This is a genomic window from Streptomyces sp. ITFR-16 (assembly GCF_031844705.1).
In the GTDB taxonomy this organism is placed as follows: domain Bacteria; phylum Actinomycetota; class Actinomycetes; order Streptomycetales; family Streptomycetaceae; genus Streptomyces.
Genome location: NZ_CP134609.1, coordinates 4844060 through 4869380, shown reverse-complemented (window position 1 = coordinate 4869380; position 25321 = coordinate 4844060). Strand labels below are relative to the sequence as shown.

The window sequence follows — 25321 nt, the reverse complement described above, 5'->3', positions numbered from 1 at the left end:
CTTGGGAACTGTTCATTTTCTGAACACAAGAGCGTAGTTTCCTTCGGGTTCAGTTCGCGCAACGAAGCGAGTACCCCCACATGCAATATCTGGCTGCAGGGCTCCGGCTCCCCACGAACGGGCTCGACTACACGATCCTGGCGATCTACTTCGTCGTCGTCCTCGGCATCGGCTTCGCCGCCCGGGCGAGCGTGAAGACGAGCCTCGACTTCTTCCTCTCCGGACGGTCACTGCCCGCATGGGTGACCGGTCTGGCCTTCGTCGCGGCCAATCTCGGCGCCACCGAGATCCTCGGCATGGCGGCGACCGGCGCGCAGTACGGCGTCGCGGTCGTGCACTGGTACTGGATCGGCGCCATCCCGGCGATGGTCTTCCTCGGCCTCGTGATGATGCCGTTCTACTACCGGTCGAAGGTGCGCTCCGTACCGGAGTTCCTGCTGCACCGCTTCGACAAGTCGGCGCATCTGCTCAGCTCCATACTCTTCGCGTTCTCGGCGGTGCTGATCGCGGGCGTCAACCTGTACGCCCTGTCGATCGTCGTCGAGGCGCTCCTGGGCTGGCCGCAGTGGGTCGCGATCGTGGTCGCGGGCCTCTTCGTCCTGATCTACATCACCATCGGCGGGCTCTCCTCCGCGATCTACAACGAGGTGCTGCAGTTCTTCGTCATCCTCGCCGCCCTGATCCCGCTGACCCTGCTGGGCCTCAAGCGCGTCGGCGGCTGGGACGGGCTGAGCCACTCGCTGGAGTCCAGCCACGGCGCGAACTTCATGACCGCCTGGGGCGGCACCGGCATCGGTGACTCCAACCCGCTCGGCGCCAACTGGCTGACGATCGTCCTCGGCCTGGGCTTCGTGCTCTCGTTCGGCTACTGGACGACGAACTTCGCCGAGGTGCAGCGCGCCCTGTCCGCGAAGAACCTCTCGGCCGCCCAGCGCACCCCGCTGATCGCCGCGTTCCCGAAGATGTTCATCGTCTTCCTGGTGATGATCCCGGGCCTGGTCGCCGCCGTCGTCGTACCGAACATCGGCGCCGCCGGCTCGGACACCACCTACAACGACGCCATCCCGCTGCTGATGCGCGAGCTGCTGCCCAACGGCGTGCTCGGCATCGCGGTGACCGGTCTGCTGGCCGCCTTCATGGCCGGCATGGCGGCCAACGTCTCCTCGTTCAACACCGTGTTCACCACGGACATCTGGGCGCGGTACGTGAAGAAGGACCAGTCGGACGCGTACTACCTGGGCTTCGGCCGCAAGATCACGGTGATCGGGGTGCTGGCCTCCATCGGCACGGCGTTCATCGCGTCCAGCTTCTCCAACATCATGAGCTACCTCCAGACGCTGTTCTCCTTCTTCAACGTCCCGCTCTTCGTCGTCTTCATCATCGGCATGTTCTGGAAGCGCGCCTCGATGAAGTCCGGTGTCTGGGGCCTGCTGGCGGGCACCACCGCCGCGATGGTCAACTACTTCGTCATCTACAAGCAGGGTGTCATCGACATCCCCAGCGACCAGGGCGCCAACTTCGTCTCGGCGATCGTCGGGTTCGTGGCCGGTGCCGTGGTCATGGTCGCCGTCACGCTGTTCACGGCCCCCAAGCCGGAGGCCGAACTGGCCGGTCTGGTGTACGGAACCGAGTCGCCGGAAGCCGACGAGCTGCCCGAGGAGGGCGACGACGCCTGGTACCGCAGGCCCGCGCTGCTGGGCTGGGGCGCGATCGTGCTCGCCGCCCTGTGCTACGTCCCCTACTCGTTCTGATCGGAGTAACTCACCATGTCCGAACTGCACAAGGAAGTCTCCGACCTGGAGCAGAAGTCCGCCACGGCGGCCCGCCTCTTCGACATCCGGCGGATCATCGGCGGCCTCTTCGTGGTCTACGGCGTCATCGTGACCATCGCCGGGATCAGCCCGTCCGACGCGGACCTGAAGAAGGCCGAGGGCGTCCACATCAACCTGTGGACCGGCCTCGCCATGCTGGCCCTCGGGCTGTTCTTCCTGGTCTGGCTGAAGCTGCGCCCCGCCCCGGCGCCCACACTGCCCCCGGACTCCGGCGAGACGCCCGGACACTGACGAGGCGCCGGCACAGCAGACCGGCAGGGGCCGGACTCCGTCAGCCGACGGGGTCCGGCCCCTGCCGCCTACCACCGGCGGCCCGGTCGAGCAGCCCGGTACGGGCGGCGAGCGCGGCGGCCTCCAGCCGGGAGCCGACGCCCAGCTTCATCAGCACGCGCTGCACATGGGTACGGGCGGTGCTCGGCGCGATCCGCATCCCGGCCGCGATCAGCCGGGTGTCCTCGCCCTCCGCGACCCTGACCAGCACCTCGATCTCGCGCGGGGTGAGCATGTGCAGCAGCCGCTGGCCCTCGTCGTCCGGCTGGACCGCCGGGTTGAGGAGTTCCGCGAAGGCGCCCTGGAGCAGTTGCGGCGAGACCGCCGCCTCACCGGCCCGCGCCTTGGCCATCGCCCGCTCGACGCCCTCGATGCGCTCGTCGTGCCGGACATAGCCCGCGGCACCCGCCGCGAACGCGGCCGCGATCCCGCGCGGGCTGGGCACCGGGCCGAGGACCACCACCGCGGTCTGCGGGCGCTCGCGTCTGATCCGGGCGACCGGGTCGAAGGTGCCGGGCTCGGCGGGTGCCGCCGTACCGAACAGACAGACCTCCGGGGCCCTGCTGACCACGATCTCCGCCGCCCCGGTGGTGGGTGCGGCGGCGGCCAGCACCCGGTGGCCCCGCAGCTTCAGTGCCGAGGCGAGTGCCTCGGCGAGCAGTCGGTGGTCGTCGACCACCATCAGCCGGACACCCATCGAGCAACCCCCCATTGGACCGCGGACGGGCCCCCCGGCCCTCTAGACCCGGCAAGTTACACGCTTGTTCGAGGCTGCGGGCCCCTTGCCGGGCAGAAGTACCGGGACGGGTGGCGTTTTTACGCGCGCGGGGGCGGAGCCGGACCGGCTCCGCCCCCGCGTGTGCCGTCAGGGATCAGCTGGTGCCGAACGCCACGACGAGGTACTCCTTGTCGCCCAGCGAACTCTCGCGGGGCTTGCTGACCATCGTCTCGGAGATGTAGAACCGGCCGTTGGCGTAACGGAATTCGGCGTAGTCCGAGGAGAAGCTGGTCTCCGCGTCACGGATCGACTCGTCACCGGGGTTGCGCATCAGCACGGTCTGCTTGAAGGTGCTGCCGTCGATGGAGACGATCTCGCCGCCCTTGTCGTACGGGGGCTCCTTGTACGCGATGATGTTGTTGCCGTCCATGCGCAGCGGGAACATCGAGTAGCGCTCGCCGGCGTCCGCGCGGTCACTGGTCGGCTTGCCCGTGGTGAGGTCGAACGAGACGATCTCGTTGGTGTCCCCGTAGTCCGCCGTGCCCTCGTGCTCCTCGGTGGGCAGGTAGATCCGGTTGTTGCCCACGGCGAGGTGCTGGCAGCTCTCGACCTCGGTGGAACCGCAGTTGGCCGCGTACTTCTCCGCGTCCGCGGGGATGCGGACCAGCAGCTTGCCGGTGGCCGCGTCGATCGAGAAGAAGTCCGAGATCCCGCTGCCGTCACCGGCGGTTTCGCCGACGTCTGCGGCCACGACCAGCGGCTTGGTGGAGACGATGCTCGCGTACTCGACGCCGGCCGGCATCTTGTACGAGGAGATCGGGGCGCCCGTGGTCGGGTTCAGCGCCTGGATGGTCAGCTGCGGGTCGTCGTACGAACCGCACTTGCGGACCACCGCGAGTGCCTCGCCGCCGCCGTACCCCTTGTCGTAGCAGCCGTCGGTGCTGACCTTCGGCTTCCAGCGCTCGGCGCCGGTCTCCAGGTCGAACGCCGCGCCGCCGTCGGTGCCGCCGGCCGCGACCGTGGTGCCGCTGAGGGTGATCTCGTCGAAGCGGACCGGGCGGTCACCGCTGTTGGTCGAGGTGACCTGCTTGTTCCAGATGAGCTTGCCCGTGTTGAGGTCCAGGGCGCCCACGTGGTTGCAGGTGGGGTACTTGTTGCTCTTGCTGCGCTTGCCGTCCTCGAAGGCGACGGCCGTCTTGAAGTCCTTGCTCATGAACCGGGAGGCGGCGCAGACCTGGCCGGGCATCGGGATGGACCAGAGCTTGGTGCCCTTGGCCTGGTCGTAGCCGACGACCTCGTTGACGCCCGTCTTCACGTACGCCTTGTCGGTGATCCAGGACCCGGCGACCGTGGTGACGTCGGTGACCTTGGGCTGCGGGAGCTGGAAGGCGACCGAGGACTCGACGTTCGCCGGGACCTTCTCCTTGCCGCCGCCGCCGGCGCCGCCCTCCTTCTCGCCCTTGCCGCCCTTGCCCTCACCGGAGGTACCGGAGGAGGACGCCTCGTTCTTCTTGCCGTCGTCGTCGCCGCCGCTGGAGGCGTACCAGATGCCGCCGCCGACGATCAGTGCCACGGCGACCACCGCGGCGACGATGATCTGCGCCTGGGTGGAGAACTTCTTCGGCCCGTTCCCGCCCGGCTGCTGCGGCTGGTACGGCTGCTGCATCGGGGTGGTCGGGTAGCCGTAGCCCTGCTGCTGGGGCGGCTGGCCCTGCGGGAAGCCGTAACCCGGCTGCGTGGGCGGCTGCTGCGGGAAGCCGTAACCCGGCTGGGTCGGCGGCTGCTGCGGGAAGCCGTAACCCGGCTGCGTGGGCGGCTGCTGCGGGTAGCCGTAACCGGGCTGGGTCGGCGGCTGGTCGGCGGGCGGCGGGGTGGGTGCGCCGAAACCGCCGGGCGGCGGGTCCTGCGGGGCGCCGAAGCCGCCCTGGGGCGGATCGTTGGGCGGCTGCTGGGGCGGCTGGGTCATGGCGTTGCGTACCTCTGGGGGGAAAGGGGTCGGTCGGTGGGCCGGAGCCGGCCGCGGACGGGGGCTGCTGTCCGTCCCGCGGCCGGCCGGACTGCTTCAGGTGCCGTGCTGAGCCCTCACTTGCCGAAGGCCATCATGGTCTTCGTCTCCAGCTCTTCCTTGTCGTTGCTCGCGCTGACCCGCCCGCTCGCGATGAACGAACGGCCGTCCGCGTACAGGACCTTCTCGTCCCAGAACGAGCTCTCGATCGACGACGTGGACTCCGGGTGCTGGAGCAGCATCTTCGGGGTGCCGCCGGTCGGCGCCAGGGTGGCGATGCCGCCGCCCTTGCTGTAGCCGGCGTCCACGTAGAGCAGGACGTTGCCGCCCTCCATGCGCAGCGGCTTCATCGTGTGCTCGGCCGGCGACTTGGCCTTCCACTTCGTCCGGCCGGTGTTCAGGTTGAACGCGACGACCTGGTTGGTGCGGGCCGAGCCGCTGGTGTCGTCCTGCGTCCGCATGTAGAGGGTGTTGGCGTCGGCCGTGACGCCGTCGCAGCCGTCGACGGACTTCCCGAAGATGGCGAAGGCGCTGCCGCAGCCCATCGGGAACTTGTCACCCTTGTCGCTGATGATCTGCGAGCGGAGCGTGCCGTTCTCCCGGAGCGCAAGGATGCTCCACTTCTTGTCCTTGCTGCTGCTGCCCTTGGTCAGCGACACGATGAGCGGGCTCACCGAGTAGATGTTGTCGACCTCCCAGCCGCGGGCCGGCTTGTAGGTCCACTTGGGCTTGCCCGTGGTGGGGTCGACCTCTTCGATCTCGTGCTGCGGGTTCTCGACGTCGTCGGTGCGGCAGCTGGTCGCGGCGATGAGCTTGGCGCCTCCCGCGAAGGCGAACGGCTGGCAGGTGCCGTCGCGCTTGCCGAACAGCTCCTTGCCGTCGCTGACCCGGTAGGCGTTGGAACCGCCGGTGCGGCCGACCGTCACGGTGTCGCCGCTGATCGCGAGGGCGAGGTCGGACATCATGTCGAAGAGCCCGCTCTTCTTGACCTCCTTCTTCCACCCCGCCTTCCCCGTGTTGAGGTCGATCAGCTGGAGTTCGGAGCAGTCCGCCTTGGAGGTGGTGCCGTTCTTCACCGCGATGACGATCTTGCCGTCGGAGGTGGGCGCCGAGGGGGCCGAGCAGATGTCCGTGGACAGCTTCAGCGTCCACTTCTGCTTGCCGTCGGCCACCGCGTAGCCGGAGACCGAGCGGTACATGCCCTTGACGACCGTGTCGCCGACGATCCAGGGGCCGTACACGTCCGAGCCGTTGCGCGGCAGGTCGATGTCGTTCTTCTGGAGCCAGAGGACCTTCGCCTCGCCGGGCTTGCGCCCGCCGTTGAGGTCGTCGCTGCCCTCGCGCCCGGTGCCGTTGCCGTCGCCCTCGTCGACGGAGGGCGAGACGGACGGCGTCGGGGCGCCGCTGCTCTCCTTCGCGACGGGCTTCTTCTCGTCGTCCCCGCCGCGCGTGGCCAGGAAGACACCGCCGCCGACGACCAGGAGCGCGGCGACCGCCGCCGAGATGATCACGGCGGGCTTGCCCTTGAAGGGACCGCCACCGCCGCCGGGGCCCGGGGGAACCGGGGCCCCGGGGTACTGCTGCTGCGGGTAGCCGTAACCGGGCTGCGGCTGCTGGCCGTAGGGACCCGGCTGCTGCGGCTGGCCGTAGGGTCCGGGCTGCTGGGCGTACGGACCGGGCTGCGGCGGCTGCTGGCCGTAGGGGCCGGGCTGCTGGCCGTACGGGCCCGGCTGCTGCGGCTTGTCGTAGGGGCCGGGCTGCTGCGGGTAGCCGTACCCCGGCTGGGTGGGCGGCGGGGTCTGCGGAGCGGCAGGCGGCTGGGCGGGCGGCGGCGGCGTCTGCGGCGGGCCCTGGGGCGGCTGCGGGACCCCGTGCGGCGGCTCCTGCGGAGCGCCGAAGCCTCCCTGCGGCGGTTGCTGGCTGGGCGGCTGGGTCATCAGCGCGTCCCCCTTCGTGCGGTCCGGTGCCCGTTCCGGACTCCCCCGCGATTCCGCCGGAGCGTCCGGCAGTCGGTCACGACCGCCTGAATTACCAGCGAAATGGAGCGAATCGGGCATGGATCCCGCAGTGTTACGTCAGTCGAGCGGGGCTTCTTTCTACCACCCGCCCCATGGCCGGATCCGGTTCGGTCCTCCCCTGTTCCCAAGGGAGGACCGCCCCGTAATGCCGCCGTTATGCCCACGGTCCGTCAGGTCCCGTAGGCCACCAGGCAGCGCGTCACCACTTCGTCCCCGTCACTGATGCCGCCGCCGATGCTCGTCAGCGCGAGGTAGCTGCGTCCGTTCACGTAGTCGATGCGTGGCTCGATGAAGCCGCGCTCCACCTTGGCGCCCGACGCCGGGTGCCGCAGCACCATGGACGGGGTGCCGCCGGTGGACGGGAGGGAGGCGATGCCGCCGCCCTCGCTCTTGCTCGCGGCGGCGTACAGCAGCACCTTGCCGCCCTCCGTCCGCAGCGGGGTGAGGGGGTGGCCGAGCGCGGACTTGGCCGTCCAGCGGGGCTTGCCGGTGGTCAGGTCGAAGGCGACGACCGTGTTCCTGGGGATGTCCTGGCTCTCGCCCTTCTCCCAGACGTTGCTGGTCGGCATGTAGAAGGTGGTCGCGTCCGCGGTCACTCCCACGCAGTCGTCGAGGTTGGTGGCGAGGCTGGCGAGCTCCACGCACCGGGGATGCACGAGGTCGTCCCCGCCGCCGGAGAGCTGGGTGCGGTAGGTGCCGTCGGCGTTGAGCACCAGGATGCCCCACTTGTCCGGCTGCTTCAGCGAGGCGACGATCAGGGGGCTGGTCGAGTAGACGTGCTCGACCTGCCAGTCCTTCTTGACCTTGTAGGACCACCGCAGCTTGCCGGTGGCGGGATCCCGCCGCTCCAGGCGGTACTCCTTGTAGTCGTCCTTGACCAGACAGCTGGTCGCGGCGATCCCCTCGGGTCCGCTGGCGAAGGCGTACGGCTGGCACGCGCCGGGCTGCTTGCCGAACAGCGGCTTGCCGTCGCCGACCCGGAAGGCGTCGGTCCTGCTGGTGCGGCCGACGGTCACGGTGGAGCCGTTGATGGACATCGCCAGGTCCGACAGCTCGTCCCAGACGCCCTTTCGGACGACCGCCTTGCGCCAGCCCGCCTTGCCCGTCCGCAGGTCGATCATCTGCAGGGTGTCGCAGGCAGCGCTGCTGCTGGTGTCGTGCAGGATGCCCAGGACGATCTTCCCGTCGGCGGTGGGCCGCGAGGGCGCCGCGCACATCCTGGTGGGCAGCCGGACGCTCCACTTGAGGGAGCCGTCACCGGCCGAGTAGCCGGAGACCGTGTGGTACATGGCCTTCGCGACGGTGTCGCCCACGAACCAGGGCCCGAAGACATCGGCGCCCCGGCCCGGCAGGTCCACGCCGACTTCCTGGAGCCACTGGACCTTCGCCTCACCGGGCTTGACCGCGGCGTTGATCTTCCGGGCCTCGGCGTCGGGGCCGAGCGTGGGGTTGTAGTCCGGCTTGACCTTGCTCCTGGTCGGCGACGGCGAGACGGTCGGCGGCGCACTCGTGTGGGTCGGACCGGCCTCGGGCTTGCCGCCCTTGTCCCCGCTCGTGAGGAACCAGATGCCCGCGCCGGCCAGCAGGACCACGGCGAGCGCGGCGCCCAGCACCTTGCGGGTCGTGCCCCGGAAGAACCCCCCGCCGCCCGGTCCGCCCGGCGGCGGCGCGGCGTACTGCGGCTGCGTCGGCTGCTGGTGCGGCGGGGCCGGGTAGCCGTAGCCCTGCGGCGGATAGCCGTAGCCCGGCTGCTGCCCGTAAGGGCCGGGCTGGGCAGGCGCGTTGTAGGGGCCGGGGGCGGGTGCGCCGTACGGGCCGGGGGCCTGGGCGGGCGGGTGGTACGGGCCGGGCCGCTGCTGCGGGGGCGGGCCGTACGGGCCGGCCGGCTGCGGCTGCGCGCCCGGCTGCTGAGGCACCCCTGGCTGCGCTCCCGGTTGCGGTTGCGTTGCCGGCGGCGGATCGTACGGTGCTCCGAACCCGCCCTGCGGCGGCTGCTGCTGTCCGGGCGGCTGGCTCATCGGCCCGTCCCCCTGTTCCGTTGTGACCTGTGGTGCGGCGCGGTCGAGCGCCGCACCGGGCAGGGCTTCTTTCTACCACCCGCCCCACAGGCCCCTTCAGCCACACCCGTTGCAGGGTTGCGCGGGCGAAGGCCGAACGGTCAGGCGTCCTCGGCCAGTTCGAGCCAGCGCATCTCCAGCACATCGCGCTCCGCGACGAGTTCACGCAGCTCGGCGTCCAGCTTCGCGACCTTCTCGAAGTCCGTGGCGTTCTCCGCGATCTGGGCGTGCAGCGAGGTCTCACGGGTCGACATCTTCTCCAGCTGCCGCTCGACCTTCTGCAGCTCCTTCTTGGCGGCGCGCGCGGCCTGCGGCGAGACCGCCGGGGCCGACGCGGCGGCCGGGGCGCCCGCCGAGGGCGCGGCGGCGGGCACGGCCGTCTCGGCCTGCCGCTGCCTGCGCTCCAGGTACTCGTCGATGCCGCGCGGCAGCATCCGCAGCGACTTGTCGCCGAGGAGCGCCATCACCCGGTCCGTGGTCCGCTCGATGAAGAACCGGTCGTGGGAGATCACGATCATCGACCCGGGCCAGCCGTCGAGCAGGTCCTCCAGCTGGGTCAGGGTCTCGATGTCGAGGTCGTTGGTGGGCTCGTCGAGGAAGAGGACGTTCGGCTCGTCCATCAGCAGCCGCAGGATCTGGAGCCGGCGCCGCTCACCGCCGGACAGGTCGCCGACCGGGGTCCACTGCTTCTCCTTGGAGAAGCCGAACTGCTCGCAGAGCTGGCCCGCGGTCATCTCCCGGCCCTTGCCGAGGTCCACCCGGTCGCGGACCTGCTGCACCGCCTCCAGCACCCGGAGGTTCGGGTTGAGCTCGGCGACCTCCTGGGAGAGGTAGGCGAGCCTGACGGTCTTGCCGACGACGATCTTCCCGGCCTCGGGCTGCGCGTCGCCCTGCGTACGGGCCGCCTCGGCCAGCGCCCGCAGCAGCGAGGTCTTGCCCGCGCCGTTGACCCCGACCAGACCGACCCGGTCGCCGGGGCCGAGCTGCCAGGTCAGATGGGTCAGCAGCGTCTTGGGACCGGCCTGGACGGTCACGTCCTCCAGGTCGAAGACGGTCTTGCCGAGCCGGGCGTTGGCGAACTTCATCAGCTCGCTGGTGTCGCGCGGCGGCGGCACGTCGGCGATCAGCTCGTTGGCCGCCTCGATGCGGTAGCGCGGCTTGGACGTACGGGCGGGGGCGCCGCGCCGCAGCCAGGCCAGCTCCTTGCGCATCAGGTTCTGCCGCTTGGACTCCTCGGTCGCGGCGATCCGCTCCCGCTCGGCCCGGGCGAAGACGTAGTCGCTGTAGCCGCCCTCGTACTCGTGGACCGTGCCGCGCTGGACGTCCCACATGCGGGTGCAGACCTGGTCGAGGAACCAGCGGTCGTGGGTGACGCAGACCAGCGCCGAGCGGCGGGCACGCAGATGGCCGGCCAGCCAGGAGATGCCCTCGACGTCGAGGTGGTTGGTCGGCTCGTCGAGGACGATCAGGTCCTGCTCGGCGATGAGCAGCTTCGCCAGCGCGATCCGGCGGCGCTCACCGCCGGAGAGGGGGGCGATGACCGTGTCGAGGCCGTGCTCGAAGCCGGGCAGCCCGAGGCCGCCGAACAGGCCGGTCAGCACGTCGCGGATCTTGGCGCTGCCCGCCCACTCGTGGTCGGCGAGATCCCCGATGACCTCGTGGCGGATGGTCGCCTTCGGGTCGAGGGAGTCGTGCTGGGTCAGGACGCCGAGACGCAGTCCGCCGTTGTGGGTGACACGGCCGGTGTCCGCGTCCTCCAGCTTGGCGAGCATCCGGATGAGGGTCGTCTTGCCGTCGCCGTTGCGGCCGACGACACCGATCCGGTCGCCCTCCGACACACCGAGGGACACACCGTCGAGCAGGGCACGGGTCCCGTAGACCTTGCTGACCTGCTCGACATTGACGAGGTTGACGGCCACGAACGCTCCAGCTCGAAGGAAAACTCTGACCTTCAGCGTAGTCGCCACGACGCGGCCCTCAGCACGGTCACCCCCGTGGGGTACCTTGCCCGGAATGATCAAGGCCCGGGGGCGGGCCGGGGGTATCGGGGCGGGGGCACAGGGGTGGGGAACGTCATGACAGGTCGTCGTACGGTGCGCGGGCCGGTGCCCGTGCTGCTGGCCGCGCTCGCGCTGGCCGGCTGCTCGTCCGGGTCCGGCGGGGACGGCACGGAGGCGGCGAGGGCGACCGGGAGCGCCGAGGCGGGGAGCGGCGCGAAGACGGCCGCGAAGGGCGGCGCCGTCGGCGGGGCCGGCTCCGGGTGCGAGCTGCCCGTGGTCTTCGACCTCGCGGAGCACTGGAGGGCGGAGGCCGTCGAGCCGGTCGGCCCGGACTCGGAGCCGGCCGGGCCGGCCGAGCTGTCCGAGCTGTCCACCCAGGGCCCGGTGAGCATGGTCTGCGAGATCGACGCCAAGCCCGCGGGGCACCTCGGCTTCCTGCGGGTGTGGCAGGGCGGGGCGGGGGCCGGTACGCCGCGCCGGGCGCTGGAGGGGTTCGTGAAGGCCGACGAGAACGCCTCGAAGGTCACGTACACGCAGGCCGCGGACGGGAAACCGGCGGTGACCGAGGTCTCCTACACGCTCCACAGCAAGCTGATGGACGAGTCCCGCCCGGCCCGCGCCTTCGCCGTCGCCACCCCTCGGGGGCCGGTCGTGGTGCACCTCGGCGGGCTGGACGCGCAGGAGCACAGGGCGATGCTCCCGGCGTACGAGCTGGCGAAGCGCACCGTCCGCCTCCGCTGACCGGCCGCCCCGGTCAGCGGAGCGTGGCGCCCGGTGCCGGGGACACCGCCGTGCGGGCGGTGCGGCAGGTGCCCGAGGCGGTCAGGGCGTCGGCGACCTTGCGGGCCGACGCCTCGTCCTCGGTGAGGAAGGCGGTGGTCGGCCCGGAGCCCGAGACCAGTGCGGCCAGGGCTCCCGCGCCGGTGCCCGCCGCGAGGGTGTCCGCCAGCGAGGGGCGCAGCGAGAGCGCCGGGGCCTGGAGGTCGTTGCTCAGCGCGCCGGCCAGGGCCTGTGCGTCGCCGGTGCGCAGCGCGTCCAGGAGGCGTTCGGACGCGACGGGCCCGGGGACCCGGGTCCCGGCCGTGAGCCGGTCGAACTCGCCGTAGACGGCCGGGGTGGACAGGCCGCCGTCGGCGACCGCGAACACCCAGTGGAAGGTGCCGCCGACCTCGACCGGGGTCAGCCGCTCGCCGCGCCCGGTGCCGAGGGCCGCGCCGCCGACCAGGCTGAACGGGACGTCGCTGCCCAGCTCGGCGCAGATGCCGAGCAGTTCCTCGCGGCTCGCGCCGGTCGACCAGAGCGCGTCGCAGGCCAGCAGGGCGCCGGCCCCGTCCGCGCTGCCGCCGGCCATGCCGCCGGCGACGGGGATGTCCTTGTCGATGTGGAGGTGGACATCGGGGGCGATGCCGTACCGCGCGGCCAGGGCGAGCGCGGCGCGGGCCGCCAGGTTGGAGGCGTCCAGCGGGACCTGGGCCGCGTCCGGCCCGGAGCAGGTGATCCGCAGCCCGTCGGCGGGGGTGACGGTGACCTCGTCGTACAGGCCGACGGCGAGGAAGACGTTGGCGAGGTCGTGGAAGCCGTCGGGGCGGGCGGCGCCGACCGCGAGCTGGACGTTGACCTTGGCCGGGACCCGGACGGTGACGCTCACGCGGCGCTCCCGGCGGGCTTGTGCTCGGCGGGCCTGTGCTCGGCGATGGCGGCGAACTCCTCGACGGTGAGTGCCTCGCCGCGGGCCTGCGGGGAGACTCCGGCGGCGACGAGCGCGGCCTCGGCGGCGGGCGCGGAGCCCGCCCAGCCGGCCAGGGCCGCCCGCAGCGTCTTGCGGCGCTGGGCGAAGGCGGCGTCGACGACCGCGAAGACCTCGGCCTTGCTCGCGGTGGTCGCCACGGGCGCGCTGCGGCGGACCAGCGAGACGAGCCCGGAGTCCACGTTGGGCGCGGGCCAGAAGACCTTGCGGCCGATGGAGCCGGCGCGCTTGACGTCGGTGTACCAGTTGGCCTTGACGGAGGGCACGCCGTAGACCTTGTTGCCCGGCCGGGCGGCCAGCCGGTCGGCGACCTCGGCCTGCACCATGACGAGGGTGCGCTCGATGCTCGGGAAGCGGTCGAGCATGGTGAGCAGGACGGGCACGGCGACGTTGTACGGAAGGTTGGCGACCAGCGCGGTGGGCGGCGGGCCCGGCAGTTCCCTTACGAGCATCGCGTCGGAGTGGACCAGCGCGAACCGGTCGGCGCGCTCCGGCATCCGCGCGGCGACGGTGGCCGGCAGGGCGCCCGCGAGCACGTCGTCGATCTCGACGGCGACGACCCGGTCGGCCGCCTCGAGCAGCGCCAGGGTCAGCGAGCCGAGCCCGGGACCGATCTCGACCACCACGTCCTGCGGCCGTACCTCCGCCGTCCGCACGATCCGGCGGACCGTGTTGGCGTCGATGACGAAGTTCTGGCCGCGCTGCTTGGTGGGGCGTACGCCCAGCGTCGCGGCCAGCTCGCGGATGTCTGCGGGGCCCAGGAGGGCGTCGGGCTCTGTGGTGCTCACCCGTTAAGCGTAAGGGCTGTGCCGTGGTCCCCCGTGGATCAGCGCGCGGCGTCACGGGGGCCCGTGCCCGCCTTCACGACCCGGCTGACCGGTTCCCGTACCACCTCGGCGGCCAGCACCCTGGGGGCCTGGCGGACGCCGTTGACGGTGCGCACGGCGTACAGCACCCGGCACGCGCCGTCCCGCCCCTCGCGCTCGACCCGCTCGGTCCCGGCGGCCAGCGCGGCGTCCCCGGAGCGTTCCACGGTGTACGGCAGCGGCTCCTCGCGCACCAGGCGGGTGGTCGTGATGCGGAGCACCGAGAGCGTCTGGCCCTCGCGCGGGAAGTTCTCCGGGTCGACCGAGGTGGTGTCCTCGCCGCGCAGGGTGACTCCGGCGCGGGCGACGGCCTCGCGGACGGTCGCGGCGTTGGTGCGGACGGTGTGCTCGCGGCCGTCGGCCATCACGGTCACGGTGCGCTCGGTGCGCACGTCCAGGGCGAGTCCGGTGCGGCCGATCGGCGCGGCCCGCGAGACGGAGAGGTACGCCCCGTCGGCCCGCACCCCGAGCCGGCGCAGCGCGGCGCCGACGGTGTGCTCGGAGGTCCAGACCCGGCGCCGCACCCCGTCGAGCGTGAGCGTGACCGGGCGGCTGCTGCGGACGGTGACCCGGTCGCCGTGGCCGAGCGCGCGGTCCGGGGCCGGGGTGACCGTCGCGGGCCCGTCGGCGTCGATGCCCTGTTCGGCGAGGAGTTCACCGACGTCGTCCGCGAAGGTGTGCAGGGTGCGCGCCTCCCCGTCGATGTCCAGCACCACGGCCTTGTCGTCGGCGACGAACGCGGTGGTGCCGCCCGCCAGGAACGCGACGACGAGGGCCTGCGGGACCAGCCGGCGCAGGTTCTCGGGGCGCACGGGCACCCGTCGGCGCCGTGCGGCCCGCCGCGCCCCGGCCCGGCCGCCGGGGGCGGGCACGGTGAGCGCGGCGAGCGTGGCGGCCCGGTCGGCGGGTCCCGGCGCCGGGAGGTCCACGGCGGTCGGCGGGTGCAGCGGGCGGGCGCCGAGCGTCAGCGCCTCGTGCGGCGGTACGGGGGACGGTGCCGGGACGGCGGCGGGGGCGGCGGCGACCGCCGTGCGGCCCCTGCCGCGTACCGCGCGGTGACTGCCCTGCGAATTGCTCACGACGCTCCAGAAGGTCCGTACCGGCCGGCTCGCTCTTGGCGCCCGGGACAATAGCGGAGCCTGCCGTCACTCTCCAAAGCGGTATGACTACCGAGCGTCGCCCCGGATGGTCACGGGCGGTCGGCAGCGGCGGTCAGTAGTCGAACGCGCACGCGGTGTTGTCGGCGACCGCCGAGGCCAGGGTGTCCTCGTCGACGCCCTTCACCGCCGCCATGGCGCGCAGCGTGACCGGGATCAGATAAGGGGCGTTGGGCCGTCCCCGGTAGGGGGCGGGGGTCAGGAACGGCGCGTCCGTCTCGACCAGCACCAGCTCCATGGGCGCGACGGCCAGCGCGTCGCGCAGCGGCTGGGCGTTCTTGAACGTCATGTTGCCCGCGAAGGACATGAAGTACCCGGCCTCCGCGCAGGTCCTGGCCATGTCGGCGTCGCCCGAGTAGCAGTGGAAGACGGTCCGCTCGGGTGCGCCCGCGTCCGCGAGGATGCGCAGCACGTCCGCGTGCGCCTCGCGGTCGTGGATGACGAGCGCCTTGCCGTGCCGCTTGGCGATCTCGATGTGGGCCCGGAAGGACTCCTCCTGGGCGGCCACGCCCTCGGGCCCGGTGCGGAAGTAGTCGAGCCCCGTCTCGCCGACGCCGCGTACGTGCTCCAGCGCGGCCAGCGCGTCGATCTCCGCGAGCGCCTCGTGGAGCGCGGCCGTGCCGCCCCCCTCGCGCGCCCCCTGCCGCGACCGGCCTCCCCCGGAGGTGCCCCCTGGGTCCCCGAGCACGATGCGAGGCGCCTCGTTGGGGTGGAGGGCCACGGCCGCGTGCACCTGCGGGTGCGCGGCGGCGGTCTCGGCGGCCCAGCGGGAGCCCTGCACATCGCACCCGACCTGGATCACGGTCGTCACGTTCACCGCGGCGGCCCTGGCGAGGCCCTCCTCCACGGTGCCGTCTTGCATGTCCAGGTGGGTGTGCGAGTCGGCGACCGGCACCCGGAGGGGTTCCGGCAGCGGCGGGGGTTCGGTACGGCTCATGGCCACGATCGTACGAGGACCGCAGCCGGGGCCCTACCTGCGGAAGGGGTGCAGCAGGTCGGACAGGTGCCAGTGGCGCTCCTCGCCCGCCGGGGCGGCGGTCGCGGCCACGGGCTCGCGCGCCTCGGACTCGTCGGCGGGGCGGCGGTTCTGGAGCAGCTGCTGCACCGTCGAGACCCGGCCGGCCCGCATGATCCGTACGACGTGGCCGCCGCAGTTGGTGCAGGTCGGGGTGGAAAGGGGTGAGGGCACCCGTTCGCCGTCCGCCTTGTAGACCACGAATGCGTTGTTGGAGGCGTCGACGTGGTGCTCTATTTCGTAGGCCTGTTCCCAGCCGTATCCGCACCTCATGCAAGCGAAGGCATACGCCTCGTGGACGGTGGCTGCTGCGATCTCGCTCATGCCTGCTCCTCTTGTCCGCCGGACAAGCACTCCGGAGAATGCGTCCTGGATCCAGTGGACGCCTTTACCGGCGGGAGCGCACCGTGCCCTGTCGAGTGTTGATGCGGTCTTGGCCCGGTTGTGGCAAAAGGGGCCGGTACGCGGCTCGCGCTTTGCCTTTCACGATAGTCCTTTGCCGTCTCCTGGGCCGGTCCGAGCAGCATTCTTTGCTGCGACGACCGCGTCGAACACCTCGCGTTTGGGCAGGCCCGCGGCGGCGGCCACGGCCGCGATCGCCTCCTTGCGCCGCTCCCCCGCCTCCTCGCGCACCCGCACCCTGCGCACCAGCTCCTCGGCGTCCAGTTCCTCCGCCCCGGACTCCGGCGCGCCCTCGACGACGACGGTGATCTCGCCCCGTACGCCCTCGGCCGCCCAGAGTGCGAGGTCGCCCAGCGGGCCGCGCTTGACTTCCTCGTACGTCTTGGTCAGCTCCCGGCAGACGGCGGCCCGCCGGTCGGCGCCGAAGACCTCGGCCATCGCGGCGAGCGTGTCGTCGAGGCGGTGCGGGGCCTCGAAGAAGACCATCGTGCGGCGCTCCCCCTCGACCTCGCGCAGCTTGCCCAGGCGCTCCCCGGCCTTGCGCGGCAGGAAGCCCTCGAAGCAGAAGCGGTCCACCGGCAGCGCGGACAGGGCGAGCGCGGTGAGCACGGCGGAGGGGCCGGGCACCGCGGTGACCTTGATGTCCTTCTCCACGGCGGCGGCGACCAGCCGGTAGCCGGGGTCGGAGACGGACGGCATCCCCGCGTCCGTGACCAGCAGCACCCGGGCCCCGCCCACCAGCGCCTCGACGAGTTCGGGCGTACGGGCGGACTCGTTGCCCTCGAAGTAGGAGACGACACGCCCCGTGGTGTGGATGCCCAGCGCCTGGGTCAGCCGGCGCAGCCGGCGGGTGTCCTCGGCGGCGACGACGTCGGCCGTCTCCAGTTCGGCGGCGAGGCGTGGCGGGGCGTCCGCCACATCGCCGATGGGGGTCCCTGCGAGTACCAGCGTTCCAGTCGTTCCAGTCACAACGTCCATCCTCCCAGCACGGGCGGCGCCGCTCGCACAGATGCGTTCCCTACGATGGCGCGGTGACGAGTACAGCGCCCGAAGCCCGGCAGGGCCAAGACGCCGGGGAACAGCACGGCCCGGAGCCGACTTCCTGGCAGCAGCGGCTGCGCCGCTTCGGCCATTCCCCGCGCCCCGGAATCGGGCTGCGGGAGCGGCTGATCCCTCCGTACATCCGCCCCGGGAGCCAGTTGTGGGCGGTGCTCGGTGTGCCCCCGCTGCTCGCGGACCGGCTGGTGCGCTGGTCGGCGTGGGGCGGCCCGCTGCTGGTGGCGCTGGTCGCGGGGGTGCTGCGGTTCTGGAACCTGGGCAGCCCGCACGCGGTGATATTCGACGAGACGTATTACGCGAAGGACTCCTGGGCGCTGATCAACCAGGGGTACGAGGGCTCGTGGCCCAAGGACGTCGACAAGCTGATCCTGAACGATCCCTCGCAGGTGAAGATCCCGACGGACCCCGGCTATGTGGTGCATCCGCCCGTCGGCAAGTGGATCATCGGCATCGGTGAGCAGATCTTCGGATTCACGCCGTTCGGCTGGCGGTTCATGGTCGCGGTGCTCGGCACGCTGTCGGTGCTGATGCTGTGCCGGATCGGCCGAAGGCTGTTCCGCTCGACGTTCCTGGGCTGTCTGGCGGGCGCACTGCTCGCCGTGGACGGGCTGCACTTCGTGATGAGCCGCACCGCGCTGCTCGACCTGGTGCTGATGTTCTTCGTGCTGGCCGCCTTCGGCTGTCTGCTGATCGACCGCGACTGGGCCAGGCGCAGGCTCGCGGCCGCGCTGCCGGCCGACGAGGACGGGGTGCTGCGCCCGGACACCGGGGTCGCGGAGGGGCTGCGGCTCGGTTGGCGGCCCTGGCGGATCGCGGCCGGTATCTCGCTCGGCCTGGCCTTCGCCACCAAGTGGAACGGGCTGTACATCATGGTCGCGTTCGGCCTGATGACGGTGTTGTGGGACGCGGGCGCCCGCCGGACCGCGGGCGCGGTGCGGCCGTACACGGCGGTCCTGAAGCGGGACCTGGTGCCGGCGTTCGTCTCCACGGTGCCGGTCGCGATCCTCACGTACCTCGCGTCCTGGACCGGCTGGATCGTCCGCAACGACCCGGACCGGCACGGCTACTACCGGGACTGGGCGGCGACCGACGGCAGGGGCGGCAGCTGGACCTGGCTGCCGGACTGGCTGCGCAGCCTGTGGCACTACGAGAACCAGGTCTACGAGTTCCATGTGAACCTGACGTCCGGTCACACCTACCAGTCCAATCCCTGGAGCTGGATCGTGCTGGGCCGGCCCGTCTCGTACTTCTACGAGGAGCAGAACGGCTGCGCCGCCTCCTCCACCGGCAAGTGCGCCCGCGAGGTGCTGGCGCTCGGCACCCCGCTGCTGTGGTGGGCCGCGTGCTTCGCCCTGCTGTACGTGCTGTGGCGATGGATCTTCCGGCGCGACTGGCGGGCGGGCGCGATCGCCTGCGGGGTGGCCGCGGGCTGGGTGCCGTGGTTCCTGTACCAGGAACGCACCATTTTCCTTTTCTACGCGGTCGTGTTCGTGCCGTTCCTGTGTCTGGCGGTGGCGATGATGATCGGCGCCCTGCTGGGTCCGGCGGCGGGCACCGGGGCGGCCCATGAATTGGGTCTGGCGAAGAGTGATCCCTCGGGTGAACGGCGCCGGACCCTGGGGGCCGTCGCGGCCGGTGTTCTGGTCCTGTTGATTGTCTGGAATTTCATCTATTTCTGGCCGCTGTATACGGGAACACCGATTCCTGAGGATTCCTGGCGAGATCGGATGTGGCTGGATACCTGGATTTGACCGCCCTCTTCGGATACCCCCGGATCGCATTCCGAAAACAACCGGTCCCCCTGCCACTACCGTCCCGTAAAGTGCCGGGCACAGCCCCCTTGAACACGTTCAAGGGGGCCTCCTGGGGAGGGGGACCGCAGATGCGCAGTGGAGTGAAGGTCGGTGTGATCGGCGGGGTGTTCGCGGTCGTGGTCGGCGGGGTCGGCTACGGGGCGTACAACATCCTGGACGGTCTGGGAGACAGCGGGGTCGGGGGCGGGGACACCAAGTCCGCCTCGGAAGAGGTGAAGACGGGACCGGTCACCGAACAGGAGATCGCCGACACGTCGAAGAAGTTCCTCGCCGCGTGGGCGAAGGGCGACGCGGAGGTCGCGGCGACGCTCACCAACAACAAGGCCGAGGCCGGACCGGCCCTGACCGGCTACAGCGACACGGTCCATGTCACCAAGGCCGTGATCACCCCGGGCCCGGCGACCGGGTCGACGGTTCCGTACACCGTGAAGGCGACCGTCTCCTACAAGGGGAAGTCGAAGCCCTGGTCGTACGCGTCGGAGCTGACCGTGGTCCGGGGTCTGACCACCGGTCACGCGCTCGTCGACTGGAAGCCCTCCGTCATCCACCCGGATCTGGCCAAGGGCGAGTCGCTGGAGACGGGCGAGGCCTCGACCGCGGCGATCGAGGCGGTCGACCGCAACGGCCAGGTGCTCAGCAAGGAGAAGTACCCGTCCCTGGGCGTCGTCCTGGACGAGCTGCGCAAGAAGTACGGCGGCAAGGCCGGCGGCACCGCGGGCATCGAGACCTGGATCAACAGCGCGAACGCGGACGGCGCGGACAAGACCCTGCTGACCCTGGTCAAGGGCAGGCCGGGCAGGCTGCAGACCACGCTGGACGCCAAGGTGCAGGCGGCGGCCGAGCGGGGCGTGAAGAAGTACGCGCAGTCGTCCGTGGTGGCCGTCGAGCCGTCGACCGGCGCGATCCGGGCCCTTGCCAACAACCGCGACGACGCCTTCGACGCGGCCCGGTGGGCGAAGGTGGCCCCCGGCTCGACGATGAAGATCGTGACGGCCGCGATGATCATCCAGAACGGTCTGGGCAGCGCGGACTCACCGGTCGAGTGCCCGTCCACGGTGCCGTGGGAGGGCGTGACCTTCCACAACCTCGACGACTTCTCGATGAACGACAACCCCACACTGAAGCGGGCCTTCGCCCGGTCCTGCAACACCGCCTTCATCAAGCCGGTCCTGCCGCTGAAGGACAAGCGGGACACCGCTCTGGGCAACGAGGCCAAGCAGTACTTCGGCATCGGTCTCAACTGGCAGACCGGCATCACGACCTCGGACGGCAACGTGCCCGAGTCCGCCGGCGCCGAGACGGCCGCCTCGTTCATCGGCCAGGGCAAGATACAGATGAACCCGCTGAACATGGCCTCCATCACCGCCACCGCCGTCAACGGCCGGTTCCGGCAGCCCTACATCGTCCCGCAGAGCCTGGACAACCGGACCTTCGCCCAGGCGAGCCCGCTGCCGCCGGGGGTGTCGGGCCAGCTGAAGGAGATGCTGAACTACACCGCCACCGCCCCGGAGGGCACCGGCACCCGGGCCATGGCGGGCGTGGGCCCCTACAAGGGCGCCAAGACCGGCTCCGCCGAGATCGACGGACACGCCACATCCGACAGCTGGTTCACCGGATTCAGCAACGACCTGGCGGCAGCGGCCCTGGTCCAGTCCGGCGGCCACGGCGGGGACGCCGCGGGCCCGGTCGTCGCGGAGGTGCTGCGCGCGGGGCCGTGACGGGCGCCCCCGGGAACCCGGTCGCACGCCCCGGACCTCGGCCGATAGCGTGCGGGACATGAGCACTTTTGACACCGGCGCCCCCACGGGCAACGACACGTCAGCCGCCCACCCCCGATTCGCCGAGGCCCTGCGCGAGCTCGGTCTCGACGTCGAGATCCGCCGCTTCCCGGAGGCCACCCGGACCGCGGCCGAGGCCGCCGCCGCCCTCGGCTGCGAGCTCGGCGAGATCGTCAAGTCGCTGATCTTCGAGGCCGACGGGGTGCCCGTCCTGGTCCTGATGGACGGCGCCTCGCGCGTCGACACCGAGCGCGTACGGCAGGAGCTGGGCGCGGCGAAGGTGCGGCGGCCGGGCGCGGACGTGGTCCGGGAGGCCACGGGGTACGCGATCGGCGGGGTACCGCCCTTCGGGCACCGCACGAGGACCCGGGTACTGGCCGACCGGGGGCTGCTCGCGCACGACGTGGTGTGGGCGGCGGCCGGCACCCCGTACACGGTCTTCCCGCTCGACCCGGGGTCGCTGATCGGCCACGCGGGCGGCACGGTGGTGGACGTCCGCGAGCAGACCACGTGACCCCGCTGGTCGCCATGGCCGTCCTGACCGCGGCCTTCACCCACGCGGGCTGGAACGCGATCGCCCACGCGATCAAGGACCAGCTCGTCTCGTTCACCCTGATCTCCGGCGGCGGTCTGCTGATCGGCGCGGCCGCCGCCCTCTTCGTGCCCTTCCCGGCGGCGGACGCCTGGCCGTATCTGTTCGTGTCCGCCGCCCTGCACGTGGCGTACATGCTGCTGCTGATGCGCTCGTTCACGCTGGGCGACTTCGGCCAGATGTATCCGATCGCGCGCGGCACCGCCCCGCTCGTGGTGACCGTCCTGGCCGCCGTCTTCGTGGGCGAGGTCCCGGACGGCTGGGCGACGGCGGGCGTCGCGGTCGCCTCCGCCGGGCTCGTCGGGCTGGCCCTGTGGGGCATCAGGGGCGCCGGGAAGCGCCCGCAGTGGCCCGCCATTCTGGCCGCGCTCGCCACGGGTCTGGCCATCGCGGGCTACACGACGGTCGACGGCGTCGGGGTCCGCGCCTCCGGCAGTTCGCTCGGCTACATCGCCTGGCTGATGATCCTGGAGGGCGTCGCCATCCCCCTCTACGCCCTGCACCGCCGCCGCACCGCGCTCCCGGCCCAGCTCCGCCCGTACGCGGTGCGCGGCCTGCTCGGCGCGGCCCTGTCGGTGACGGCGTACGGACTCGTCCTGTGGGCCCAGACGCGGGCGGCGCTGGCCCCGGTCGCCGCGCTCCGCGAGTCCTCGATCATCGTCGGCGCGGCCATCGGCACGGTGTTCTTCAAGGAGCGGTTCGGCGCCCCGCGCATCGCCGCCGCCGGTCTCATGGTGGTGGGGATCGGCTTGATGCTGCATACGAGTTGAGTCGCCCACTCAGCCGTACACGCCAACTCCTCGCAGGTCACCGGCCCTTACCGGTGGGAGCCCGCGGCGCGCGGCCAACACCGCGCGACGCGGGCTTCGTTCACGAACTATTGACACGCTCTTGTCAGGAGCGGAACACTCCGGGAACGGGAGAGCGCTCTCCCACTCCATGCATTCCCCCACCACGCAGGAGGAGGTCTCCATGCCACGGAGGTCGAGAACCCTCACCGGACTGCTCTTGTTCACCTCGCTGTCCCTGACCACGGCAGGGATCGCCGGCATCGCGGCGACGGCGAACGCGTCCCCCGAGGCGCCCGCCCGGGCATCGGGCACGCACGCACAGCACGCCGCCTACTCCATGCCGGGCATGCCCGGCATGGCCGACTCCACCCAGGCGTCGGGCGACGACCCGGACGGCGACGGCTATATCATGGCCGACCCGCCGGTCACCGGGGTCACCCCCTCGACGCAGGTCCCGCCGCAGGCGTACTTCCACGAGTTCCAGGCCAAGTGCGCCCCCACGCACACCGCCCCCGACGACCCGATCGTCTACCCGGGCCAGCCCGGCAAGTCCCACGACCACACATTCATGGGCAACACGACGACCGACGCGTACACCACCACCGCCTCGCTGGAGTCGGGCGACACCACGTGCCTCGCGCCGGGCGACAAGTCGGGCTACTGGATGCCGAGCCTGTTCAACGGGGAGCAGAAGGTCCTCCCCGAGGGCGTCCAGACCATCTACTACAAGTCGGGCGTCACCGACTACACCAGCGTCCGCCCCTTCCCCAAGGGCCTGCGGTACGTCGTCGGCAGCCCGATGCAGAGCGAGGAGGAGTTCAAGAACCTCAAGGGCACCGTCGAGGGCTGGGAGTGCGGCGACAGCTTCAAGAACTACGACTTCCCGGCGACCTGCCCCGACCGCCAGGACGTGCAGCTCAACCTGCGCCTCCAGGCCCCCAGCTGCTGGGACGGCATCCACCTGGACACGCCGGACCACAAGAGCCACATGGCCTACCCCGTGGCCTCGGGCAACAACTACAACGCCTGCCCGGCGGACCACCCGGTGGCGCTGCCGATGATCGAGTTCAAGATGGCCTGGCCGGTCAACGGTGACATGTCGCAGGTGAAGCTGGCGAGCGGTGCCGGCTTCTCGTTCCACTACGACTTCATGAACGGCTGGGACGCCGCCACGCTCGACGCGATGGTCACCCACTGCGTCAAGGGCGGTCTGCAGTGCGACCCGCACGGCTACGACGAGAACCACCCCGACAAGGGCGCGGTGCTCGACGAGAACTACGAACTGCCGTAGCCCGCACGGCCCGTAGCACCACCCCACATCCGGGGCCTTTTTTCGGCCCCTGACGGAGAGCGCTCTCCAAGATCACCCGAGCCTCGCGGATCACGCAGCCCCCGCCCTCCCCACCCCTCCCCCCACTCGCAAGGAGAGTGACATGCACCATCCCCCCACCCGTACGGCGAAACGCCTCATGGCTCCGCTCGCGGCGTCGGCCCTGCTGGCGGGCGCGCTGGTCGCCTTCCAGGCACCCGCCGCCCAGGCGGCCGGAAGCGTCGTCAAGGTCACCGGTTCCCAGGGGAACTGGCAGCTGACCGTGGACGGTGCGCCGTATACGGTCAAGGGTCTGACCTGGGGCCCCTCGGTCGCCGACGCGGAACGGTACATGCCCGACGTGAAGTCCATGGGCGTCAACACCATCCGTACCTGGGGCACCGACGCCACCAGCAAGCCGCTGTTCGACACGGCGGCTGCCAACGGCGTCAAGGTGATCGCCGGCTTCTGGCTCCAGCCGGGCGGCGGCCCCGGGAGCGGCGGCTGCGTGAACTACCTGACGGACACCCAGTACAAGAACGACATGCTCGCCGAGTTCCCCAAGTGGGTCGACACCTACAAGGACAACCCCGGTGTCCTGATGTGGAACGTCGGCAACGAGTCGACGCTCGGCCTCCAGAACTGCTACGGCGGTGACGAACTGGAGGCCCAGCGCAACGCGTACACCACCTTCGTCAACGACATCGCCAAGAAGATCCACGAGGTCGACCCGAACCACCCGGTCACCTCCACGGACGCCTGGACCGGGGCCTGGCCGTACTACAAGAAGAACGCGCCCGACCTCGACCTGTACGCCGTCAACGCCTACAACGCGGTCTGCAACATCAAGTCCGACTGGGAGCAGGGCGGTTACGACAAGCCCTACATCGTCACCGAGACGGGCCCGGCCGGTGAGTGGGAGGTCGACGACGACGCCAACGGCGTCCCGACCGAGCCGACCGACGTCGCCAAGGGCGAGGGCTACACCAAGGCGTGGGACTGCGTCACCGGCCACACCGGGGTGGCGCTCGGCGCCACGATGTTCCACTACGGCGTCGAGGACGACTTCGGCGGCGTCTGGTTCAACCTGCTGCCGGGCGGCCAGAAGCGGCTCGCGTACTACGCCGTGAAGAAGGCGTACGGCGCGGACACCTCGGGCGACAACACCCCGCCGGTGATCACGGACATGACGGTGGACGACGCGACCACCGGCGTACCGACCGGCGGCGACGTGCGCATCAGCACCCGCACCAGCGACCCGGACGGTGACGCGATCACCTACCAGGTGCTGTTCAGCAGCAACTACATCGACCAGAACAAGGCGCTCGTCCCGGCCGAGACCAAGGACAACGGCGACGGCACGCTGACCGCGAAGGCACCGAGCAGGACCGGCGTCTACAAGGTCTATGTGAAGGCCACGGACGGCAAGGGCAACGAGGGCATCGAGACCAAGTCCCTCAAGGTGATCCCGCCGAAGGTGGACGGGACGAACGTGTCCCAGGGCAAGGCGGCCACGGCCTCCTCGTTCCAGACCGACCCGACGGGCGGCTGCCCGTGCGGTGCGGACAACGCGGTGGACGGCAAGTTCGACACCCGCTGGGCCAGTGACTGGAGCGACCCGCAGTGGCTCCAGGTCGACCTGGGCGCCTCCACGACCTTCAAGCACGTACAGCTCGCCTGGGACCCGGCGTACGCCAAGGCGTACGAGATCCAGACCTCCGAGGACGGGCAGAACTGGACCACCGTGACCTCGGTGACGGACGGCAACGGCGACATCGACGACCTCGACGTCAACGGCACCGGCCGCTACGTCCGGATCAACGGCACCGCGCGCGGCTCCGGTTACGGCTACTCGCTCTACGAGTTCGGCGTCTACAGCTGACAGGAGACC

20 protein-coding genes are annotated in these 25321 nt (G+C 71.2%); 9 read left to right on the top strand and 11 right to left on the bottom strand.

All coding sequences use genetic code 11. The features are described 5' to 3' along the window. The first annotated feature begins 80 nt into the window (after positions 1-80). Positions 81-1751: a sodium:solute symporter family protein gene (locus RLT58_RS21615; protein WP_311312022.1), complete on the top strand. Its 1671-nt coding sequence runs from the start codon at positions 81-83 to the stop codon at positions 1749-1751. Between the two features lie 15 nt (positions 1752-1766). Next, positions 1767-2063, top strand: a complete 297-nt coding sequence (locus RLT58_RS21610; protein ID WP_311312021.1) for a hypothetical protein — start codon at positions 1767-1769, stop codon at positions 2061-2063. Between the two features lie 40 nt (positions 2064-2103). Here RLT58_RS21610 and RLT58_RS21605 read toward each other — a convergent pair whose 3' ends face one another. From RLT58_RS21605 to RLT58_RS21585, 5 genes are all read right to left on the bottom strand, one after another. Further along, complete coding sequence (locus RLT58_RS21605; protein WP_311312020.1) at positions 2104-2799, bottom strand: helix-turn-helix transcriptional regulator; 696 nt, start codon at positions 2797-2799, stop codon at positions 2104-2106. A gap of 175 nt (positions 2800-2974) precedes the next feature. Next, positions 2975-4786 carry a BamB-related PQQ repeat family beta-propellar protein gene (locus RLT58_RS21600; RefSeq protein WP_311312019.1) on the bottom strand — a complete coding sequence of 604 codons (1812 nt, stop codon included), beginning with the start codon at positions 4784-4786 and terminating at the stop codon, positions 2975-2977. A 116-nt stretch (positions 4787-4902) separates the two neighbouring features. Next, on the bottom strand, positions 4903-6762 hold the full coding sequence (locus tag RLT58_RS21595) for a BamB-related PQQ repeat family beta-propellar protein (RefSeq protein ID WP_311312018.1): 1860 nt from the start codon (positions 6760-6762) through the stop codon (positions 4903-4905). A 251-nt stretch (positions 6763-7013) separates the two neighbouring features. Then, the gene (locus RLT58_RS21590; protein ID WP_311312017.1) at positions 7014-8759 is read right to left on the bottom strand and encodes a BamB-related PQQ repeat family beta-propellar protein; all 1746 of its coding nucleotides are present in this window, start codon (positions 8757-8759) and stop codon (positions 7014-7016) included. 242 nt (positions 8760-9001) lie between these two features. Continuing rightward, positions 9002-10819, bottom strand: a complete 1818-nt coding sequence (locus RLT58_RS21585) for an ABC-F family ATP-binding cassette domain-containing protein (protein WP_311312016.1) — start codon at positions 10817-10819, stop codon at positions 9002-9004. A 156-nt stretch (positions 10820-10975) separates the two neighbouring features. On the opposite strand from RLT58_RS21585, the gene RLT58_RS21580 reads away from it, so the two are divergent. Next, positions 10976-11641, top strand: a complete 666-nt coding sequence (locus tag RLT58_RS21580; RefSeq protein WP_311312015.1) for a lipoprotein — start codon at positions 10976-10978, stop codon at positions 11639-11641. A 13-nt stretch (positions 11642-11654) separates the two neighbouring features. Here the strand turns inward: RLT58_RS21580 and RLT58_RS21575 are convergent, their stop codons facing one another. From RLT58_RS21575 to rsmI, 6 genes are all read right to left on the bottom strand, one after another. Further along, positions 11655-12548: a 4-(cytidine 5'-diphospho)-2-C-methyl-D-erythritol kinase gene (locus RLT58_RS21575; protein WP_311312014.1), complete on the bottom strand. Its 894-nt coding sequence runs from the start codon at positions 12546-12548 to the stop codon at positions 11655-11657. Further along, positions 12545-13435 carry a 16S rRNA (adenine(1518)-N(6)/adenine(1519)-N(6))-dimethyltransferase RsmA gene (gene rsmA / locus RLT58_RS21570; protein WP_311312013.1) on the bottom strand — a complete coding sequence of 297 codons (891 nt, stop codon included), beginning with the start codon at positions 13433-13435 and terminating at the stop codon, positions 12545-12547. The genes RLT58_RS21575 and rsmA overlap by 4 nt, the downstream gene beginning before the upstream one ends. A gap of 38 nt (positions 13436-13473) precedes the next feature. Then, a complete protein-coding gene (locus RLT58_RS21565; protein WP_399131661.1) occupies positions 13474-14592 on the bottom strand; it encodes a resuscitation-promoting factor in 1119 nt (372 codons plus the stop codon). 133 nt (positions 14593-14725) lie between these two features. Further along, entirely contained in the window at positions 14726-15607 is an 882-nt protein-coding gene (locus RLT58_RS21560; protein WP_311312012.1) for a TatD family hydrolase, read from the bottom strand. A 33-nt stretch (positions 15608-15640) separates the two neighbouring features. Beyond that, positions 15641-16009 (bottom strand): hypothetical protein, encoded by a 369-nt coding sequence (locus tag RLT58_RS21555; protein WP_311312011.1) that lies wholly within the window; start codon positions 16007-16009, stop codon positions 15641-15643. Positions 16010-16168: 159 nt separating this feature from the next. Then, positions 16169-17065, bottom strand: a complete 897-nt coding sequence (gene rsmI, locus RLT58_RS21550; protein ID WP_311312010.1) for a 16S rRNA (cytidine(1402)-2'-O)-methyltransferase — start codon at positions 17063-17065, stop codon at positions 16169-16171. Positions 17066-17118: 53 nt separating this feature from the next. Here rsmI and RLT58_RS21545 point away from each other — a divergent pair, with 53 nt between their 5' ends. The 6 genes from RLT58_RS21545 to RLT58_RS21520 all read left to right on the top strand — a co-directional run bounded on the left by RLT58_RS21545 (position 17119) and on the right by RLT58_RS21520 (position 25312). Then, entirely contained in the window at positions 17119-18897 is a 1779-nt protein-coding gene (locus RLT58_RS21545; protein ID WP_311312009.1) for a dolichyl-phosphate-mannose--protein mannosyltransferase, read from the top strand. A gap of 131 nt (positions 18898-19028) precedes the next feature. Beyond that, entirely contained in the window at positions 19029-20678 is a 1650-nt protein-coding gene (locus RLT58_RS21540; protein ID WP_311312008.1) for a penicillin-binding transpeptidase domain-containing protein, read from the top strand. A gap of 58 nt (positions 20679-20736) precedes the next feature. Continuing rightward, positions 20737-21252, top strand: coding sequence for a YbaK/EbsC family protein (locus RLT58_RS21535; protein WP_311312007.1), 516 nt, complete (start codon positions 20737-20739; stop codon positions 21250-21252). Beyond that, positions 21249-22100: an EamA family transporter gene (locus RLT58_RS21530; protein WP_311312006.1), complete on the top strand. Its 852-nt coding sequence runs from the start codon at positions 21249-21251 to the stop codon at positions 22098-22100. Before RLT58_RS21535 ends, RLT58_RS21530 begins: the two co-directional genes overlap by 4 nt. A gap of 202 nt (positions 22101-22302) precedes the next feature. Further along, on the top strand, positions 22303-23412 hold the full coding sequence (locus RLT58_RS21525) for a DUF1996 domain-containing protein (protein ID WP_311312005.1): 1110 nt from the start codon (positions 22303-22305) through the stop codon (positions 23410-23412). 142 nt (positions 23413-23554) lie between these two features. After that, complete coding sequence (locus tag RLT58_RS21520) at positions 23555-25312, top strand: discoidin domain-containing protein (RefSeq protein ID WP_311312004.1); 1758 nt, start codon at positions 23555-23557, stop codon at positions 25310-25312. The last annotated feature ends 9 nt before the right edge of the window (positions 25313-25321 follow it).

Bases quoted from the DNA above. Each gene is read 5' to 3' on its own strand.
- RLT58_RS21555 (WP_311312011.1), bottom strand. From the start codon at position 16,009: ATGAGCGAGATCGCAGCAGCCACCGTCCACGAGGCGTATGCCTTCGCT.
- RLT58_RS21580 (WP_311312015.1), top strand. From the start codon at position 10,976: ATGACAGGTCGTCGTACGGTGCGCGGGCCGGTGCCCGTGCTGCTGGCC.
- RLT58_RS21540 (WP_311312008.1), top strand. From the start codon at position 19,029: ATGCGCAGTGGAGTGAAGGTCGGTGTGATCGGCGGGGTGTTCGCGGTC.
- RLT58_RS21535 (WP_311312007.1), top strand. From the start codon at position 20,737: ATGAGCACTTTTGACACCGGCGCCCCCACGGGCAACGACACGTCAGCC.
- RLT58_RS21520 (WP_311312004.1), top strand. From the start codon at position 23,555: ATGCACCATCCCCCCACCCGTACGGCGAAACGCCTCATGGCTCCGCTC.
- RLT58_RS21600 (WP_311312019.1), bottom strand. From the start codon at position 4,786: ATGACCCAGCCGCCCCAGCAGCCGCCCAACGATCCGCCCCAGGGCGGC.
- RLT58_RS21595 (WP_311312018.1), bottom strand. From the start codon at position 6,762: ATGACCCAGCCGCCCAGCCAGCAACCGCCGCAGGGAGGCTTCGGCGCT.
- RLT58_RS21525 (WP_311312005.1), top strand. From the start codon at position 22,303: ATGCCACGGAGGTCGAGAACCCTCACCGGACTGCTCTTGTTCACCTCG.
- RLT58_RS21605 (WP_311312020.1), bottom strand. From the start codon at position 2,799: ATGGGTGTCCGGCTGATGGTGGTCGACGACCACCGACTGCTCGCCGAG.
- RLT58_RS21610 (WP_311312021.1), top strand. From the start codon at position 1,767: ATGTCCGAACTGCACAAGGAAGTCTCCGACCTGGAGCAGAAGTCCGCC.
- rsmI (WP_311312010.1), bottom strand. From the start codon at position 17,065: ATGGACGTTGTGACTGGAACGACTGGAACGCTGGTACTCGCAGGGACC.
- RLT58_RS21560 (WP_311312012.1), bottom strand. From the start codon at position 15,607: ATGAGCCGTACCGAACCCCCGCCGCTGCCGGAACCCCTCCGGGTGCCG.
- RLT58_RS21615 (WP_311312022.1), top strand. From the start codon at position 81: ATGCAATATCTGGCTGCAGGGCTCCGGCTCCCCACGAACGGGCTCGAC.